This window comes from Limnobacter sp. (assembly GCF_964228395.1).
In the GTDB taxonomy this organism is placed as follows: Bacteria; Pseudomonadota; Gammaproteobacteria; order Burkholderiales; family Burkholderiaceae_B; genus Limnobacter.
The window spans coordinates 54629-70859 of record NZ_CAXQZX010000098.1 but is presented as its reverse complement, the minus strand read 5'-3'; the positions used below and the strand labels follow the sequence as shown (position 1 = coordinate 70859).

The window sequence follows — 16231 nt, the reverse complement described above, 5'->3', positions numbered from 1 at the left end:
GCATCACCGTGGTGCGCAGCGCCGTGTATTTTTTACTGCGCGGTGTAGTGGGTATAAGAGCTTACTTCTCCAGATTTGCCCACCAGCAACACATCATAGGCATGGCGCTTGTTGGGCATGTCCGGGTGTTCCATGCCCGGGGACCCCAAGGGCATGCCAGGCACGGCCAGCCCCACAGCATCGGGTTGTTGGGCAAGCAGCTTTTTGATGTCATCTGCGGGCACATGGCCTTCGATGGCATAGTCACCCACTTTGGCACTGTGGCAACTGCCGTAGTCTTGTGGCATGCCCAAGGCAGCCCTGAAGGAGCCGGTGTCTTGCACGTCGTTCACCTTGACCTCAAAGCCGTTGGCACGAAGGTGTTCAACCCAATCGGCACAGCAGCCGCAGGTGGGGGTTTTCCACACTTCAATCTGCTGGCTGGCCTGCACCAGGGAGGCCCCGTCGATCACGGCGGTTTCTTTGCTGCACGCGGCCAGCAAGCTTGCTGCGCTTAGGCACAACGCCAAAGCGGTGGGCTTGAGTATTGGTTTAAATCGGGTTTTCAAAAGCATCATCCTTCAACATCAAAACTGGTATCAATGTGCCCGGGCAAGACCAGGCGCACCACATCTTTGGGGCTTAGAGGGCCCACACCCTCGGGTGTTCCCGTAAAAATCAAATCACCCGGCTGTAAGGTAAACACCTCGCTTAAGTAACGCACAATGAACGGGATGGGAAACAACATTTTGCGAATGTCGCCATGTTGCTTTAGCTGCCCATTCAAATACATCTGAAACTCCATGTGCTGCGGCTGACCAATGTGATCTGTGGCCACAAACGAGGTCACTGTGGCGGCACAATCAAAACCCTTGGCCACAGCCCATGGCAGGCCGCCTTTTTTGGCCTTGGTTTGCAGGTCACGCGCAGTGAGGTCTAGCCCCAGCCCATACCCCGCCACGTGGGCCAAAGCATCTTCCTCAGCAATATGCTTGCCGCCCTGCCCAATCAGCAGCACCAACTCGGCCTCGTAATGCACCTCATTAGAATGTTTGGGCAAACGGATGGGATGCCCGGGAATGTGCAGGGCCGACGTGGGTTTGATGAACACCACCGGGTCTTCCTCGGGGCGATTGCCCAACTCGGCAATGTGAGCCGCGTAATTGCGACCGATGCAATAAATGTTGCGCACTTCAACGGCGCGGGTCTGGCTGGCATGCAAGGCAACGTGGGCCATGAATGAGCTCCAAAGAATGCAACGCCCCTAGTGTGCTACACGCTTTGAATTGCTGCCATCATTGATTGACAAAACGGGTGCACCAGCGTCGCAGTGGTTGACTGACTGGCGTATTTTACCCAAAGCCCGGTTGTGCAATTGCTGGCATTTCGATGGGCTTATGTTGAGCTTTTCCGACATTGCAACGTAGCTGATGTCTTCCCAGTAGCGTAAGGCCAGCACCTGTTGTTCTCGGTTGTCCAAGAGCTTTATTTTGCGCTGAATTTCGGTCTTCAACATCTGGCACTCCACCGAATCCAAGGTATCTGGCGACCCGTCAAAATCAACATCGCCGAGTTGATCAAAGTCTTGTTGATCTTTTGAAACCAGGTGAATGGACGTTTGCGACAGTGACCTGCCAAGAGAGTTAACAGAAACCCCCAAGGCCGCCGCTATTTCTTTGGATGTTGCACTTCTAAGCGCTGTGTGCTGAAGCTTGCTTCGAGCCCGATCGACCTGTTTAAGGACGCACCGCGCACCCCGGCTTAAGTGGTCTTGGTGACGAAGATAGTCAAACATGGCGCCCCGCACTCGATGGGATGCGTAGGTTTCAAAAAGGCACCCTTGTTTGGGCGAATAGCGGGCTTTGGCCTCCAGAAGCCCCATCAGCCCCTCTTGAATAAAATCTTCTTTCAGGTCTGCAAACCCCGTGCACCAAGCCACTTTGCGGGCAATGGCCTTGACCATTTCAAGCTCGCTGGCTGAAATTTGGCGACATTCAGCATCGTCCATGATGAGCTCCTTTTGAATGCCATTACTCAAAGAGTTCCAGATTCAAAAGGGAAGATGCATCACTTAAAAAGTGGCGGGCTTGTTGGGGTTAGCCTAAAAATGGGGCTGCTTTTGAGGGACACCAAAAAACAAGCGAATTAAATCAGAACGGAATGTCGTCATCCAAGTCGGCCACGCTTTGGGGCGCCTGGCGCTGTGGCGTAGAACGCATGCCACCACCCGAGGAACGGGCCGGGGCTGGAGAAGACTCAAAATCGTCGCCACCACCATAAGAACCGCCACCGCCACCGCTTCCGCCGCTATCGCGGCCGCCCAGCAGTTGCATTTGGTCGGCCACAATCTCGGTGGTGTAACGGTCTACACCTTGCTGGTCTTGCCACTTGCGGGTTTTTAAGCGGCCTTCCACATAAATGGAGCGGCCTTTTTTGCAGTATTCGCCTGCGATTTCAGCCAATCGCCCGTACATCACGATGCGGTGCCATTCGGTTTCTTCGCGCTTCTCGCCTGTGTTTTTGTCTTTCCAGTTGCTGGAGGTGGCCAAGGCCAAATTGACCACGGCGCCACCATCGGGCAGGTAACGCACGTCTGGGTCTTTACCGAGATTGCCGACCAGAATGACTTTGTTAACAGAGGCCATGTGTGAATTGCTCCTAAATGCTGTGTTGGGTTGAAGTGGGGCTGGGGGACGCGGGCGGGGTGTTGGCGCTGCGGGGCGGCAACGCGGCAATGCCACGCACCAGCAAAAACCACAACACCACCAGCAGCAGCACGCCTTCGAACACGCCTTGCGCACCCAAATGGCGGTATGCCAAACCACCCAGGGCGCCACCGGCAAAAAGCCCCAACGCTTGAGAAGTATTATATACACCGAGCGCCAAACCCCGGTGAGTGAGGGGTGCCACTCGTGACACCCACGAGGGAAGCGTGGCCTCCAGGAGATTGAACCCCACGAAGTAGGCCAACAGCAGCGCCACCACGGCCCAGCCATGCTGGTTGGCGAGCACCAAACCCAACATCACCAAGGCCATCAAAGCGATGGCGCCCAATTTTACGAGCTTTGTTTTGGCTTGCTTTTCGGCCCACACCATGAGGGGCACCATGAGCACAAATGACCCCACCACCACGGGCAAATACACCTTCCAGTGCTGGGCCAAAGGCAAGCCCAAGCCGCTGACCAAGAGGCTGGGCACGACCACAAACAAGGCCATCTGCGTGAGGTGCAAAGTAAAAATGCCCAAATTAAGCCGCAGCAAATCAGGCTGAAGCAACACCGCGCGCGTGGCCTGCCATCCCCCTTGCAACTTGGGCACTTGGGCATGCAAGGCGGGCGTGGGCAACAAACGCAACACCACGGCAATGGCCAGCAAACTGAGCACGCCGGTGATGCCAAACAAACCGCTCAAACCAAGCCACTGGTAAAGCACCGGCGCCAGCACCAGCGACAAAGCAAACGTGACCCCAATGGATGCACCAATCATGGCCATGCCTTTTGAGCGCACTTCATCGCGGGTGACATCGGCCAGCAGCGCCGACAAAGCCGCCGAAATGGCCCCTGCCCCTTGAAGCGCCCGGGCCCACACCAACTGCTCCACGGTGGTGGCCACATAACCCAACCAACACCCTGCAGCAAACAGCAACAAACCAGCCACAATGATGGGTTTGCGCCCCACGCGATCGGAGGCCCAGCCCAGTGGAATTTGCATGCAGGCCTGCGCCAACCCGTAAATGCCCATGGCCAAGCCCACCAGGCTGAGGTTGTCGCCCCCGGGCATGCCAGCCGCATGCAAGGCAAACACGGGCAGGATCATGAACATGCCGAACATGCGAAGCGCGTAAATGCTGGCCAGCCAGCCAGCGGCTCGCCGCTCGGCGGGCAGCATGGCAAAGGGGTTGGCTGGGTTGGTGGAACTGCGCATGGGCTGAAGACTGTACGGGCAAGCGTTGGCCAAGCTTAGGCCAAACCAAATGCGTGAAAACCGGAAACCGTCTATAGTATCAGGTTGGCCGCAGTTAACCGAAGTAGCACCGCATGAACTCCATTCGCATTCGTGGCGCACGCACGCACAACCTGAAAAACATTTCTCTGGACCTGCCTCGAGACAGCTTGGTGGTGCTCACCGGTTTGTCTGGCTCGGGCAAATCCAGCTTGGCCTTTGACACACTCTACGCTGAAGGCCAGCGCCGCTATGTCGAGAGCCTGTCGGCCTACGCCCGCCAGTTTTTGCAGCTCATGGAAAAACCGGATGTGGATTTGATCGAGGGCCTGTCTCCCGCAATTTCGATCGAGCAAAAGGCCACCAGCCACAACCCGCGCTCCACCGTGGGCACGGTGACCGAAATTCATGACTACCTGCGTTTGCTGTTTGCGCGGGCTGGTACGCCACGCTGCCCGGAACATGACGAAGAACTGAGTGTTCAAACCGTGAGCCAAATGGTGGACACGGTGCTGGCCTGGCCCGAGGAAAGCAAGGTGATGGTGCTGGCCCCTGTGCTTAACCAACGCAAAGGCGAACACAGCGAGCTGCTCAACGACCTGCGCGCCCAAGGCTTTGTGCGGATTCGTCTGAAAGCATCTGGCCAAAGCGAGGCCCAGGTAATGGAACTTGACCGGCTACAGGGCTTGGATAAACACCACAAGCACAGTCTGGATGTGGTCATCGACCGCCTGAAGGTGCGCCCCGATGCTCGGCAACGCCTGGCTGAAAGCTTTGAGACCGCGCTTCGCTTAAGCGATGGCAAGGCCGTGGCGGTGAACATGGACACCGGCGTGGAGACGGTGTTCTCTAGCCGATTTGCCTGCCCTGTGTGTGACTACAGCCTGACTGAACTTGAGCCGCGCTTGTTTTCGTTCAACAACCCGGCCGGGGCCTGCCCGGTGTGCGATGGCCTTGGCCATGAAAGTTTTTTTGACCCCCACAAGGTGGTCGCCCACCCGGATGTGTCACTGGCGGCAGGCGCCATCAGTGGTTGGGACAGGCGCAACGCCCTTTACCACCAAATGATGCAAAGCCTGGCGGCGCACTATGGCTTCGACCTCGAAACGCCCTGGAAGGAATTGCCTGAAGACGTGCAACAGGTGGTGCTTTATGGCTCGGGGAGTGAAGAAATTACATTCACCTACCTGAGCGAACGCAGCAAACCGGTGGCCAAAACCCACGCCTTTGAGGGCATCGCCAACAACCTGGCCCGCCGCCACCGCGACACCGATTCACAAGCGGTGCGCGAGGAGCTGGGCAAAATGCTGTCGGTGCGGCCATGCCAGGCCTGTGGTGGATCACGCTTGAAGCCAGGCGCGCGCCATGTGTTTGTGGGTGACGGTGAGCAGCGCAAAGCCCTGCACCACATCACCGAGCTGCCCATTCAAAAGGCCCTGGAGTATTTCAGCACTCTTCACATGCAAGGGGCCAAGGGGCAAATTGCAGAAAAAATCGTGAGCGAAATCAAAGCCCGGCTTCAGTTTTTGAACGATGTGGGCCTGAATTACCTCACCTTGAACCGCAGCGCAGATACGCTCAGCGGCGGGGAAAGCCAGCGCATTCGCCTGGCCAGCCAAATAGGCTCGGGCCTGACCGGCGTGATGTATGTGCTGGATGAGCCCTCAATTGGCCTGCATCAACGCGACAATGATCGGCTGATACACACGCTGTTGCGGCTCAAGCAATTGGGTAACACGGTGCTGGTGGTGGAGCACGATGAGGACGCCATACGCTGCGCGGATTACGTGGTCGACATGGGGCCTGGCGCGGGCGAGCATGGGGGTTTGGTGGTGGCACAGGGCACGCCGGCAGAAATACTGGCCAGCCCGGAATCCCTGACCGGCCAATACCTCAGTGGCAAGCGTCGCATTGAACGCTTAAGCCCGCTGCGCCAAGCTGACCCCGCGCGAATGTTGACCATTCACCATGCCACAGGCAACAACCTGAAAGACGTCACAGCGAGTATCCCTGTGGGGCTGTTTGTATGCGTCACGGGCGTGTCTGGTTCGGGCAAGTCCACTCTGATCAATGACACGCTGCTGGCCGAGGCCGCCCGGCAATTGAACCGCGCCCACAGCGAAGCCGCCCCTCACAGCCACATCAGTGGCCTGGAGCACTTCGACAAGGTGATCGCAGTGGACCAAAGCCCGATTGGCCGCACCCCACGCAGCAACCCGGCCACCTACACAGGTTTGTTCACCCCCATTCGAGAATTGTTTGCCGGCGTGCCTGCCGCCCGCGAGCGAGGCTACGACGTGGGGCGCTTCTCCTTCAATGTGAAGGGTGGCCGCTGCGAAGCCTGCCAGGGCGATGGCGTGGTCAAGGTGGAAATGCACTTCTTGCCCGATCTGTACGTGCCCTGCGACGTGTGCCATGGCAAACGCTACAACCGCGAAACCCTGGAGATTCAATACCGCGGAAAAAACATCGCCGAGGTGCTTGAGCTCACAGTGGAACAAGCCTTGGCCGTGTTTGCCGCGGTGCCCACGATTGCCCGAAAACTTCAAACCTTGATCGATGTTGGGCTGGGCTACATTCGCCTGGGCCAATCCGCGACGACCTTGTCTGGCGGGGAAGCGCAACGGGTGAAGCTGTCGCTTGAACTGTCCAAGCGCGACACCGGCAAAACCCTCTACATTTTGGATGAGCCCACCACGGGCCTGCATTTCCACGACATTGCCATGCTTCTAAAAGTGCTCAACCCACTGGTGGAACAAGGCAACACCGTGCTGGTGATTGAACACAACCTGGATGTGATCAAATGTGCCGACTGGATTTTGGACATGGGCCCCGAGGGTGGCGACAACGGAGGCCAACTGATTGCACAGGGCACCCCGGCCGACATTGCAGGCAACCCCGAAAGCCACACAGGCAAATTTTTGGCTCGTTTTATTAACGACGAAAAACCAGCCAAACCGCGCGAAAAACCGTCGAAAAGAGCCTAAAAATTGGGTCGTGTACAATAGGGGGTTCATCATAGCTGTGGGAGTACCATGAACGAACAACTCGAAACACTCTTTAAGTACATCGAACCATCCAAATTGTTGGAGCTGGGCCTGCAAGCCACCAAATTCGTTGTGGTGATCATTGCTGCCCTTGTGGTGTTGCGCATTGTTAAAGCGGCCATCGACCGCGTGGGCGGCCGCATGCAAAGCCGTGGCAAAACACTGGACGACCAGAAGCGTGTTGAAACGCTCACCCGCGTGCTGAAATACATTGCCAACGTGGTGATTTTGCTGCTGGGTGCTTTGATTGCGCTGGGTACGATTGGAATTTCGATTGCACCCGTGCTGGCTGCTGCCGGTGTGGTCGGTTTGGCTGTGGGTTTTGGTGCACAAAGCCTGGTGAAGGATTACTTCACCGGTGTGGTGCTGCTGATTGAAAACCAAATTCGCGCTGGGGACTTTGTTGAAATCGGTGGTAAGTCCGGCACCGTGGAAAACGTGACGCTTCGCTACGTTCGTCTGCGTGATGCACAGGGCAATGTGCATTTTGTACCCAACGGTCAAATCAGCTCTGTGACAAACTCCACCATGGATTTTGCTTACGCTTTGATTGAGGTTGGCATCGCCTACAAAGAAGATGTGGATTCAGCGCTCAAAGTGATGCAAACCGTTGGCGAGCAAATGGCGGAGGATGAAGAATTGAAATCCAAGATCCTGGAGCCGATCTCCGTGATGGGCGTTCAAGCGCTCGCCGACTCGGCTGTGACGCTTCGCGTGCGTTTCAAAACCACTCCGGGTGACCAGTGGGCCTTGCGCCGCGAATACTTCAAACGAATTAAAGCTGCGTTTGACAAAGTGGGCATTGAAATCCCCTTCCCCCACCTCACGCTGTATCGAGGTGATGCAGAGCCCGCCAAAATCGAGGGCAGCAAGGCGTAAAACCTGGGTTGTACCCATAAAAAAAGCCGCTGTATTTACAGCGGCTTTTTTGTGTCTGGGCAGTTGCTCCAGACACGTCGGTGCTGCTGTTTAACGCGGCAGCACCGTGGCACCCATCAGGTACTCGTCCACTTCGCGCGCAGCCTGGCGGCCTTCGCGAATGGCCCACACCACCAAAGATTGCCCACGACGCATGTCGCCTGCAGCAAATACTTTGTCAACGTTGGTGCGGTAGCAGCCCTCACCATCGGTGGTGGCCTTGGCGTTGCCGCGGTTGTCTTTTTCCACCCCAAAAGCGTCCAGAACGCTCTTGGCTGGGTTGGTAAAGCCCATGGCAAACAAAACCAGGTCCGCAGGGATCTCAAACTCAGAACCTGCAATTTCTTGCATCTTCATTTGACCGGTGGCGTCGTCTTTGACCCATTCCACTCTGGCACACAGGGCAGCTTTTACATTGCCCTTGCCATCGTCGATGAACTTCTTGGTGGTCACCGCCCAATCGCGTTCCACGCCTTCCTCATGAGAAGAAGAAGTGCGCATCTTCATGGGCCAGTAGGGCCAAACCAAAGGCTTGTTTTCTTGCTCGGGCGGCTGGGGCATGAGTTCAATTTGCACCACTTGCTTGGCACCGTGGCGGTTGGAGGTGCCCACGCAGTCAGAACCTGTGTCACCACCACCGATCACCAGCACATTCTTCTTGGTGGCCAGAATTTGATCTTTCAGCTTGTCACCCGCATTCACCCGGTTTTGCAGGGGCAAAAACTCCATGGCAAAGTGCACGCCTTTCAGCTCGCGACCAGGCACGGGCAAATCACGCGGCACTTCAGACCCACCGGTCAAAATGACCGCATCAAACTGCTTGAGCAATTCTTTGGGGGTCACTGTTTCTTTGGCCAGGTTGGTGATGCCGCCTTCGGCCAGTTTTTCGCCCACAAACACGCCCGTTTTAAAGGTCACGCCCTCGGCTTGCATTTGCTCAACGCGGCGGTCGATGTGATGCTTTTCCATCTTGAAATCGGGGATGCCGTAGCGCAGCAGGCCACCGATGCGGTCGTTCTTTTCGAACACGGTCACATCGTGCCCCACGCGGGCCAACTGTTGCGCAGCGGCCATGCCTGCAGGGCCAGAGCCCACAATGGCCACTTTCTTGCCGGTTTTTTGGGCTGGTACTTGAGGCACCACCCAGTTGTTTTCCCAGCCTTTGTCGATGATGGCGTGCTCAATGCTTTTGATGCCAACGGGCTCTTCGTGAATGCCCAAGGTGCAAGCGGCTTCGCAGGGTGCCGGGCAAATGCGGCCGGTGAACTCCGGGAAGTTGTTGGTGCTGTGCAGCGTGGCCAGGGCATTTTTCCAGTCTTGCTTGTACACCAGGTCATTGAAGTCAGGGATGATGTTGTTGACCGGGCAGCCGTTGTTGCAAAACGGAATGCCGCAGTCCATGCAACGTGCACCTTGTATCTTCGCTTCGTCGTCGCTCAGCGTGATCACGAACTCTTTGTAATGTTTTACGCGCTTTTCGGGGGCCTCGCTGGCCTCCTTCAAGCGTTCAAATTCCATAAAACCTGTGACTTTTCCCATTTCTTAAATCCTCATACTCAGGCGATGTGCCAGGTTGTGATCAGGCTGCAACTTCTGCTTTGGTTTGTGCGGCCACGTACAGTTCTTTCAGTGCGCGGCGGTATTCACTTGGGAACACCTTCACAAACTTTTTGCGTTCGGTTGACCAGTTTTCAAGAATTTCCTTGGCACGCTCGCTACCGGTGTAGCGGGCATGGCGTTCGACCAAACCTTTCAGAATCACTTCATCAGGCTGGCGTTCACTGCCACGGGCCAGGCTGTGCCAAATTTCTTTATTGCCCAGGGCTTCTTGCTCGTTGGCGGGCACCACGGCCTCCAGCTCCACCTGCGCCAGGTTGCAGCGCTTGGCAAACAGGCCATCGATGTCGTACACATAGGCAATGCCGCCGCTCATGCCTGCGGCAAAGTTACGGCCGGTTTCACCCAGCACCACCACGGTGCCGCCGGTCATGTATTCACATCCGTGGTCACCAGTGCCCTCGATCACGGCTGCAGCACCCGAGTTGCGCACGGCAAAACGCTCTCCAGCCACGCCGCTCAAAAATGCCTCACCGGCAATCGCGCCGTACAGCACGGTGTTGCCCACGATCATGTTTTCTTCGGCTGCGCCACGGAAGTCGTTGGTGGGTCGCACAATAATTCGGCCACCACTCAAACCCTTGCCCACATAGTCGTTGCCTTCGCCCACCAAATCGGCCGTGATGCCGTGGGCCAGGAAGGCACCAAACGATTGTCCGGCCGTGCCGGTGAACTGAATGTGGATGGTGTCGTCTGGCAAACCTTCGTGGCCATATTTCTTGGCCACTTCGCCCGACAACATGGCACCCACGGTGCGGTTCACGTTCTTGATTGGGGTAATGAAGGACACGCGCTCGCCTTTGTCCAGCGCTGGCTTGGCCATGCTGATGAGCTTCTGGTCAAGGGCTTTGTCCAAGCCGTGGTCTTGCTCACCGGTGTGGTACAGCGGCTCGGTGGTGCCGGTGGGCACCCACAGCAGACGGCTGAAGTCCAGGCCCTTGGCTTTCCAGTGGGTGATGCCTTTCTTCATGTCCAGCAGGTCGGCGCGGCCCACCAGCTCGTTGAAGCTGCGAATGCCCAGCTGCGCCATGATTTCACGCACTTCATTGGCCACGAAGAAGAAGTAGTTCACCACATGTTCTGGCTTGCCGGTGAACTTCTTGCGAAGCTCTGGGTTTTGGGTGGCCACACCGACGGGGCAGGTGTTCAAGTGGCACTTGCGCATCATGATGCAGCCCTCAACCACCAGCGGTGCGGTGGCAAAGCCAAATTCATCTGCACCCAACATGGCACCAATCACCACGTCGCGGCCGGTCTTCATTTGACCATCCACTTGAACGCGGATGCGACCACGCAAGCCGTTCAATACCAGGGTTTGCTGGGTTTCGGCCAAGCCGAGTTCCCAGTTGGTGCCTGCGTGCTTGATGGAAGACACAGGCGATGCACCTGTACCACCGTCTTGCCCAGCGATCACCAGGTGATCGGCCTTGGCCTTGGACACACCGGCAGCAATGGTGCCCACACCCACTTCAGACACCAGCTTGACCGAAATCGATGCCTGGCTGTTCACGTTTTTCAGGTCGTGAATCAGTTGGGCCAGGTCTTCGATGGAGTAGATGTCGTGGTGCGGGGGTGGGGAGATGAGGCCCACGCCAGGCACGGAGTAACGCAACTTGCCAATGTACTCAGACACCTTGCCACCGGGCAGCTGACCGCCCTCACCGGGCTTGGCACCTTGGGCCATTTTGATCTGGATTTGATCGGCCGAGGTGAGGTATTCAGCGGTTACACCAAAGCGGCCTGAGGCCACTTGTTTGATGCGGGAACGCAGGCTGTCGCCCTTTTTCAGGGGGAAGTCTGCCACCACCACATCGCCCAGCTCGCTCTTGAGTGTGGCGCCTTCTTTGATGGGGCCGTTGCCGGGACCAAATTTGTCCAAGCCAGCCCGCAGTTCGGTGACGTAGCGCTTTTGGTCTTCGCCACCTTCACCGGTGTTGCTCTTGCCGCCAATGCGGTTCATGGCCACGGCCAGGGTGGAGTGTGCTTCGGTTGAAATGGAACCCAAAGACATTGCACCCGTTGCAAAGCGCTTCACGATTTCTTCAGCGGGCTCTACTTCCTCAATGGGAATGGCCTTGCTGGGGTCAATCTTGAATTCAAACAAGCCGCGCAGGGTCATGTGGCGCTTGCTTTGGTCGTTGATGATCTGCGCGTACTCTTTGTAGGTGTTGTAGGTGCCGCTGCGTGTGGAGTGCTGCAACTTTGCAATCGCATCGGGGGTCCACATGTGCTCTTCACCGCGGGTGCGCCAAGCGTACTCGCCACCTGCATCCAGGGCACCGGCCAACACAGGGTCGGGGCTGAATGCAGCTTGGTGAATGCGAATGGCTTCGTCAGCCACTTCAAACACGCCAATGCCTTCCACCTTGGTGGGAGTGCCGCCAAAGTAGGCGTCTACAAACGATTGGTTCAGGCCCACGGCTTCAAAAATTTGCGCGCCGGTGTAGCTCATGTAAGTGGAGATGCCCATTTTGGACATCACTTTCATGAGGCCTTTGCCCACAGCCTTGATGTAGTTGTACACCGCCTTCTCGGGGCTCAACTCGCCTGGCAGGCCTTTGCTCATGTCGGCAATGGTTTCCATGGCCAGGTAGGGGTGCACTGCCTCGGCACCATAACCCGCCAGCAAGGCAAAGTGATGCACTTCACGGGCAGAGCCGGTTTCTACCACCAAGCCAGTGCTGGTGCGCAGGCCCACTTTCACCAGGTGCTGGTGAATGGCCGACAGGGCCAACAAAGCAGGAATGGCCACGTTGTCGCGGTTCATGTGGCGGTCGGTGATGATCAAAATGTTCACACCGTTCTTGACAGCATCGCGAGCTTCGGCACACAGGGAGGCAATGCGGGCCTCAATGCCTTCTTTGCCCCAGGCCACGGGGTAACAAATGTTCAGCTCGTGGCTCTTGAACTTGCCACCCGTGAATTCTTCAATGTTGCGGATCTTGGCCATGTCTTTGGAGGTGAGCACGGGCTGTGCCACTTCAAGGCGCATGGGCGGGTTGATGTTGTTCAAATCCAGCAAGTTGGGCTTGGGGCCAATAAAGCTGTTCAGGCTCATCACCAGGTTTTCACGGATCGGGTCGATCGGTGGGTTGGTTACCTGGGCAAACAACTGTTTGAAGTAGTTATACAGGGGCTTGAGCTTGTTGGACATCACCGCCAATGGGCTGTCGTTGCCCATGGAGCCCGTGGCCTCTTCGCCGTTTTGCAGCATGGGGGCCATCAAAAACTTCAGGTCTTCCTGGGTGTAACCAAAGGCCTGCTGGCGGTCCAGCAAGGTCTCGGTGGGCTGCACAGGCTCGGGCTGACCATCCACTTCATCGAGCTTGATGCGAATGGTGTCGATCCACTGCTTGTAAGGCTTGGCGTTGGCCAGTTGGCTCTTCAGCTCGTCGTCGTTGATGATGCGGCCAGCTTCCATGTCGATCAGGAACATTTTGCCTGGCTGCAGACGCCACTTCTTCACAATCTTGCTTTCGGGAATGGGCAAGGTGCCAGATTCCGATGCCATCACAACCAGGTCGTCCTCGGTCACGATGTAACGGGCTGGGCGCAAACCGTTTCGGTCCAGCGTGGCACCAATCTGTTTGCCGTCAGTGAATGCCATGGCGGCGGGGCCATCCCAGGGCTCCATCATCGCAGCGTGGTACTCGTAGAAGGCGCGGCGGTTGTCGTCCATCAGGGTGTGCTGTTCCCAGGCCTCAGGCACCATCATCATCATGGCCTGTGCAATGGGGTAGCCGGCCATCACCAGCAATTCCAGACAGTTGTCGAAACAGGCCGTGTCGGACTGGCCTTCGAAAATCAAGGGGTAGAGTTTTTGAAGATCGTCGCCCAGCACGGCGCTCTTCATGACGCCTTCACGCGCGCGCATCCAGTTAAAGTTGCCCTTCACGGTGTTGATTTCGCCGTTGTGGGCCAGCATGCGGTAGGGGTGGGCCAAAGGCCACTCTGGGAAGGTGTTGGTCGAAAAACGCTGGTGCACCAAGGCCAGAGCGGACACGCAGCGCTTGTCTTGCAGGTCCATGTAGTATTCGCCCACCTGGTTGGCCAGCAACAGGCCTTTGTACACAATGGTGCGGGCGCTCATGGAGGGGCTGAAATATTCGGTGCCGTGCGCCAGGTTCAGGTTTTTGATGGCGTGCACTGCGCGCTTGCGGATGACGTACAGCTTGCGCTCCAGGGCATCGGTCACCATGATGTCGCGACCACGGCCCACAAACACCTGGCGAATCACGGGCTCTTTGGCGCGCACCGTGGGGCTCATGGGCATGTCGCGGTTTACAGGCACATCGCGCCAGCCCAGCAACACCTGGCCTTCGGCTTTGATTGCACGCTCAATTTCCTGCTCGCAGGCAATACGCGAAGCGGTTTCTTTGGGCAGGAACAACATGCCCACGCCATATTCACCAGCCGGCGGCAACGCCACGCCCTGCTTGGCCATTTCTTCGCGGAAAAATGCGTCGGGAATCTGAATCAGGATACCGGCACCGTCGCCCATCAAGGGGTCTGCACCGACAGCACCCCGGTGGTCCAGGTTTTCAAGAATCTTTAGGCCGCCCTCGACGATTTCGTGAGTACGCTTGCCCTTGATGTGCGCCACAAAACCCACGCCGCAAGCGTCGTGTTCGTTGGCGGCGGAGTACATGCCTTTTTGTTCGGCCAGTGTTCGAATGTCTTGCATCTGCATTCTCCAATGAGGGGGCGGCAAGCCAACAAGGCGCAACAAACCCCCGATTTCAGGTCGTTGCACACTTTACTGCACTGCGGCGATGGACTCAAGAAAAATAAAAGGGGTCTGACCCTATTTTCAAAAGCCCCAGGTTTGGCGGGGACAATAAATAGGGACACACCAACAACAAATGCACCTAAGCAGTGCAATTGTTTGATTTTGAAGAAGGTCTGCCGCGAGGCCGTGGACGAACCGGGCGGTTGGCCAGGTCTTGAACCTGAGCACAAAAGGCATCGTCGCTCCACAACCAACCTTTGTTGAGGCAGGCTTGCAATTCGATTTGCTCGTCTTGACCCAGACCATGCTCACTGAATTGGCGGTATCGGGTTTGCCGTTCAAACGGCGTATTGCCCAGTTGCCAGTACAGGGGAAGATCGCTCAGCCATGGCTCGTTCACGACGCCTGCATGGGCAGCAAAACTGCTCCAAGGGTAAGTGGCCAAGTCGTGCGCACCCGCCTGCCGAATCGCCAATTGCTCCACGTACAGGCATGCCTTCAGCGCCCTGGGGCCCGGTTGAACCACGGTCGATTTAAAACGCGCTTCCCACAGCGCGTTGTACTCAATGGTTTGCAAGGCCCGCACCGCCGGGGAAAAATGCCGGTTCAGGTGTTGCACAAAACGCCCCGCTTGGTTGGCCTCACCCGCCGAGAGCAGCAACATCACAGAGTCGGGCACCAGGCAGTATGCATGCAAAGCCACCCCCTCGGCTTGGGCACTTTCTGGTAACAAACGATGAAACAGCGCAAACGCCTCGCGGGTTTTGAAAACGCGCTGGCCCGCCAAGCCCTGCAGTGCCAGCAACATGGGGCAATCGGGTATAAACAGCCTTGCCTGCCGAGCCATGACGGCCTGCCTTAGGTGGAGACGCCGGGCACGGTAAGGCGCTGGTGCTCTTTCATGGCGTAGCGATCGGTCATGCCGGCAATGTAGTCTGCAATGGCGCGGGGCACGTTGTTTTCTGCACGGCGATAAAACTGAGGGGGCAGCAGGCGTGGGTCGCTCATAAAAATGCCAAACAACTCTTGAACCACCCGCCGGGCTTTTAAGGTGGCGCGCAACACCTGGTAGTGTTGATAAAGGTCTTTGCGCAAAAACACCTTGAGCGCGTGGTTAAGTTCGCGCATTTCATCACTGAAGCCAATCAAGGCAGGGGCCTGCTGCACATCGCCCACACTGGCAGGCTTGGCCTTGGCAATGCGCCGCTCCGACTCGCAAAGCAGGTCTTGAATCAGCGCATTGATGATGCCGCGCACGGTTTCGTGAATCAACCGTCGACCCTCGATGCCGGGGTGGCGTGCCATCACGCGATCCAGATGGATTTTAAACAAAGGCACCTCCGCAGCCTGTTCCAGGGTGATCAAGCCAGAGCGCAAACCATCGTCGATGTCGTGGTTGTTGTAGGCGATCTCGTCGGCCAGGTTGGTAACCTGGGCCTCCAGCACCGGGCGTCGATTGCTCAAAAACCGGTCAGCCACCTCGCCCAGCATTTCGGCATTGGGGCGTGAACAGTGTTTCAAGATGCTCTCGCGGGTTTCAAAACAAAGGTTCAGACCATTGAATGAGGCATACTTTTCTTCAAGCTCATCGACGACCCGCAGGCTTTGAAGGTTGTGCTCAAAACCACCGTGGGGCGCCATGCATTCGTTCAGCGCATCTTGCCCAGCGTGGCCAAAGGGGGTGTGGCCCAAATCATGCGCCAAGGCCACCGCCTCGGTTAGCTCTTCATTCAGGCCAAGGTTGCGAGAAATACTCCGCGCAATTTGAGCCACCTCCAGGCTGTGGGTGAGGCGGGTTCGGTACAGATCGCCCTCGGTGTTTACAAACACCTGCGTTTTGTATTCCAACCTGCGAAAAGCCGCACTGTGAATGATGCGGTCGCGGTCGCGCTCAAACTGTGTTCGACCCAAGGGTGCGGCTTCTTGGTGCACTCTGCCGCGGGTATTGCGGCTGCTCACAGCGTACGGGACCAAATTGGCTTCGAAGTCCCGCATCAAA

General features: G+C 57.1%; 11 protein-coding genes. 2 read left to right on the top strand and 9 right to left on the bottom strand.

What is annotated here, in order from left to right; genetic code table 11:
* Positions 1–32: 32 nt before the first annotated feature.
* The 5 genes from ACEQU8_RS08215 to ACEQU8_RS08195 form a co-directional block, all read right to left on the bottom strand.
* Positions 33–554, bottom strand: a complete 522-nt coding sequence (locus tag ACEQU8_RS08215; RefSeq protein WP_370262906.1) for a DUF411 domain-containing protein — start codon at positions 552–554, stop codon at positions 33–35.
* Entirely contained in the window at positions 554–1216 is a 663-nt protein-coding gene (locus tag ACEQU8_RS08210; protein WP_370262854.1) for a fumarylacetoacetate hydrolase family protein, read from the bottom strand. The genes ACEQU8_RS08215 and ACEQU8_RS08210 overlap by 1 nt, the downstream gene beginning before the upstream one ends.
* Before the next feature lie 27 nt (positions 1217–1243).
* The gene (locus ACEQU8_RS08205) at positions 1244–1987 is read right to left on the bottom strand and encodes a sigma-70 family RNA polymerase sigma factor (RefSeq protein WP_370262853.1); all 744 of its coding nucleotides are present in this window, start codon (positions 1985–1987) and stop codon (positions 1244–1246) included.
* A 142-nt stretch (positions 1988–2129) separates the two neighbouring features.
* A complete protein-coding gene (ssb, locus tag ACEQU8_RS08200) occupies positions 2130–2624 on the bottom strand; it encodes a single-stranded DNA-binding protein (RefSeq protein WP_370262852.1) in 495 nt (164 codons plus the stop codon).
* Positions 2625–2637: 13 nt separating this feature from the next.
* On the bottom strand, positions 2638–3903 hold the full coding sequence (locus tag ACEQU8_RS08195; protein WP_370262851.1) for an MFS transporter: 1266 nt from the start codon (positions 3901–3903) through the stop codon (positions 2638–2640).
* A gap of 113 nt (positions 3904–4016) precedes the next feature.
* On the opposite strand from ACEQU8_RS08195, the gene uvrA reads away from it, so the two are divergent.
* Positions 4017–6908 (top strand): excinuclease ABC subunit UvrA, encoded by a 2892-nt coding sequence (gene uvrA / locus ACEQU8_RS08190; RefSeq protein WP_370262849.1) that lies wholly within the window; start codon positions 4017–4019, stop codon positions 6906–6908.
* Positions 6909–6956: 48 nt separating this feature from the next.
* Positions 6957–7847: a mechanosensitive ion channel family protein gene (locus ACEQU8_RS08185; RefSeq protein WP_370262848.1), complete on the top strand. Its 891-nt coding sequence runs from the start codon at positions 6957–6959 to the stop codon at positions 7845–7847.
* Between the two features lie 90 nt (positions 7848–7937).
* Here ACEQU8_RS08185 and ACEQU8_RS08180 read toward each other — a convergent pair whose 3' ends face one another.
* The 4 genes from ACEQU8_RS08180 to ACEQU8_RS08165 all read right to left on the bottom strand — a co-directional run bounded on the left by ACEQU8_RS08180 (position 7938) and on the right by ACEQU8_RS08165 (position 16227).
* Positions 7938–9425 carry a glutamate synthase subunit beta gene (locus ACEQU8_RS08180; protein ID WP_370262846.1) on the bottom strand — a complete coding sequence of 496 codons (1488 nt, stop codon included), beginning with the start codon at positions 9423–9425 and terminating at the stop codon, positions 7938–7940.
* A 40-nt stretch (positions 9426–9465) separates the two neighbouring features.
* The gene (locus ACEQU8_RS08175) at positions 9466–14187 is read right to left on the bottom strand and encodes a glutamate synthase-related protein (RefSeq protein ID WP_370262845.1); all 4722 of its coding nucleotides are present in this window, start codon (positions 14185–14187) and stop codon (positions 9466–9468) included.
* 184 nt (positions 14188–14371) lie between these two features.
* Positions 14372–15079: a transposase gene (locus ACEQU8_RS08170; protein WP_370262844.1), complete on the bottom strand. Its 708-nt coding sequence runs from the start codon at positions 15077–15079 to the stop codon at positions 14372–14374.
* 11 nt (positions 15080–15090) lie between these two features.
* Positions 15091–16227 (bottom strand): deoxyguanosinetriphosphate triphosphohydrolase, encoded by a 1137-nt coding sequence (locus tag ACEQU8_RS08165; protein WP_370262843.1) that lies wholly within the window; start codon positions 16225–16227, stop codon positions 15091–15093.
* Positions 16228–16231 lie beyond the last annotated feature (4 nt).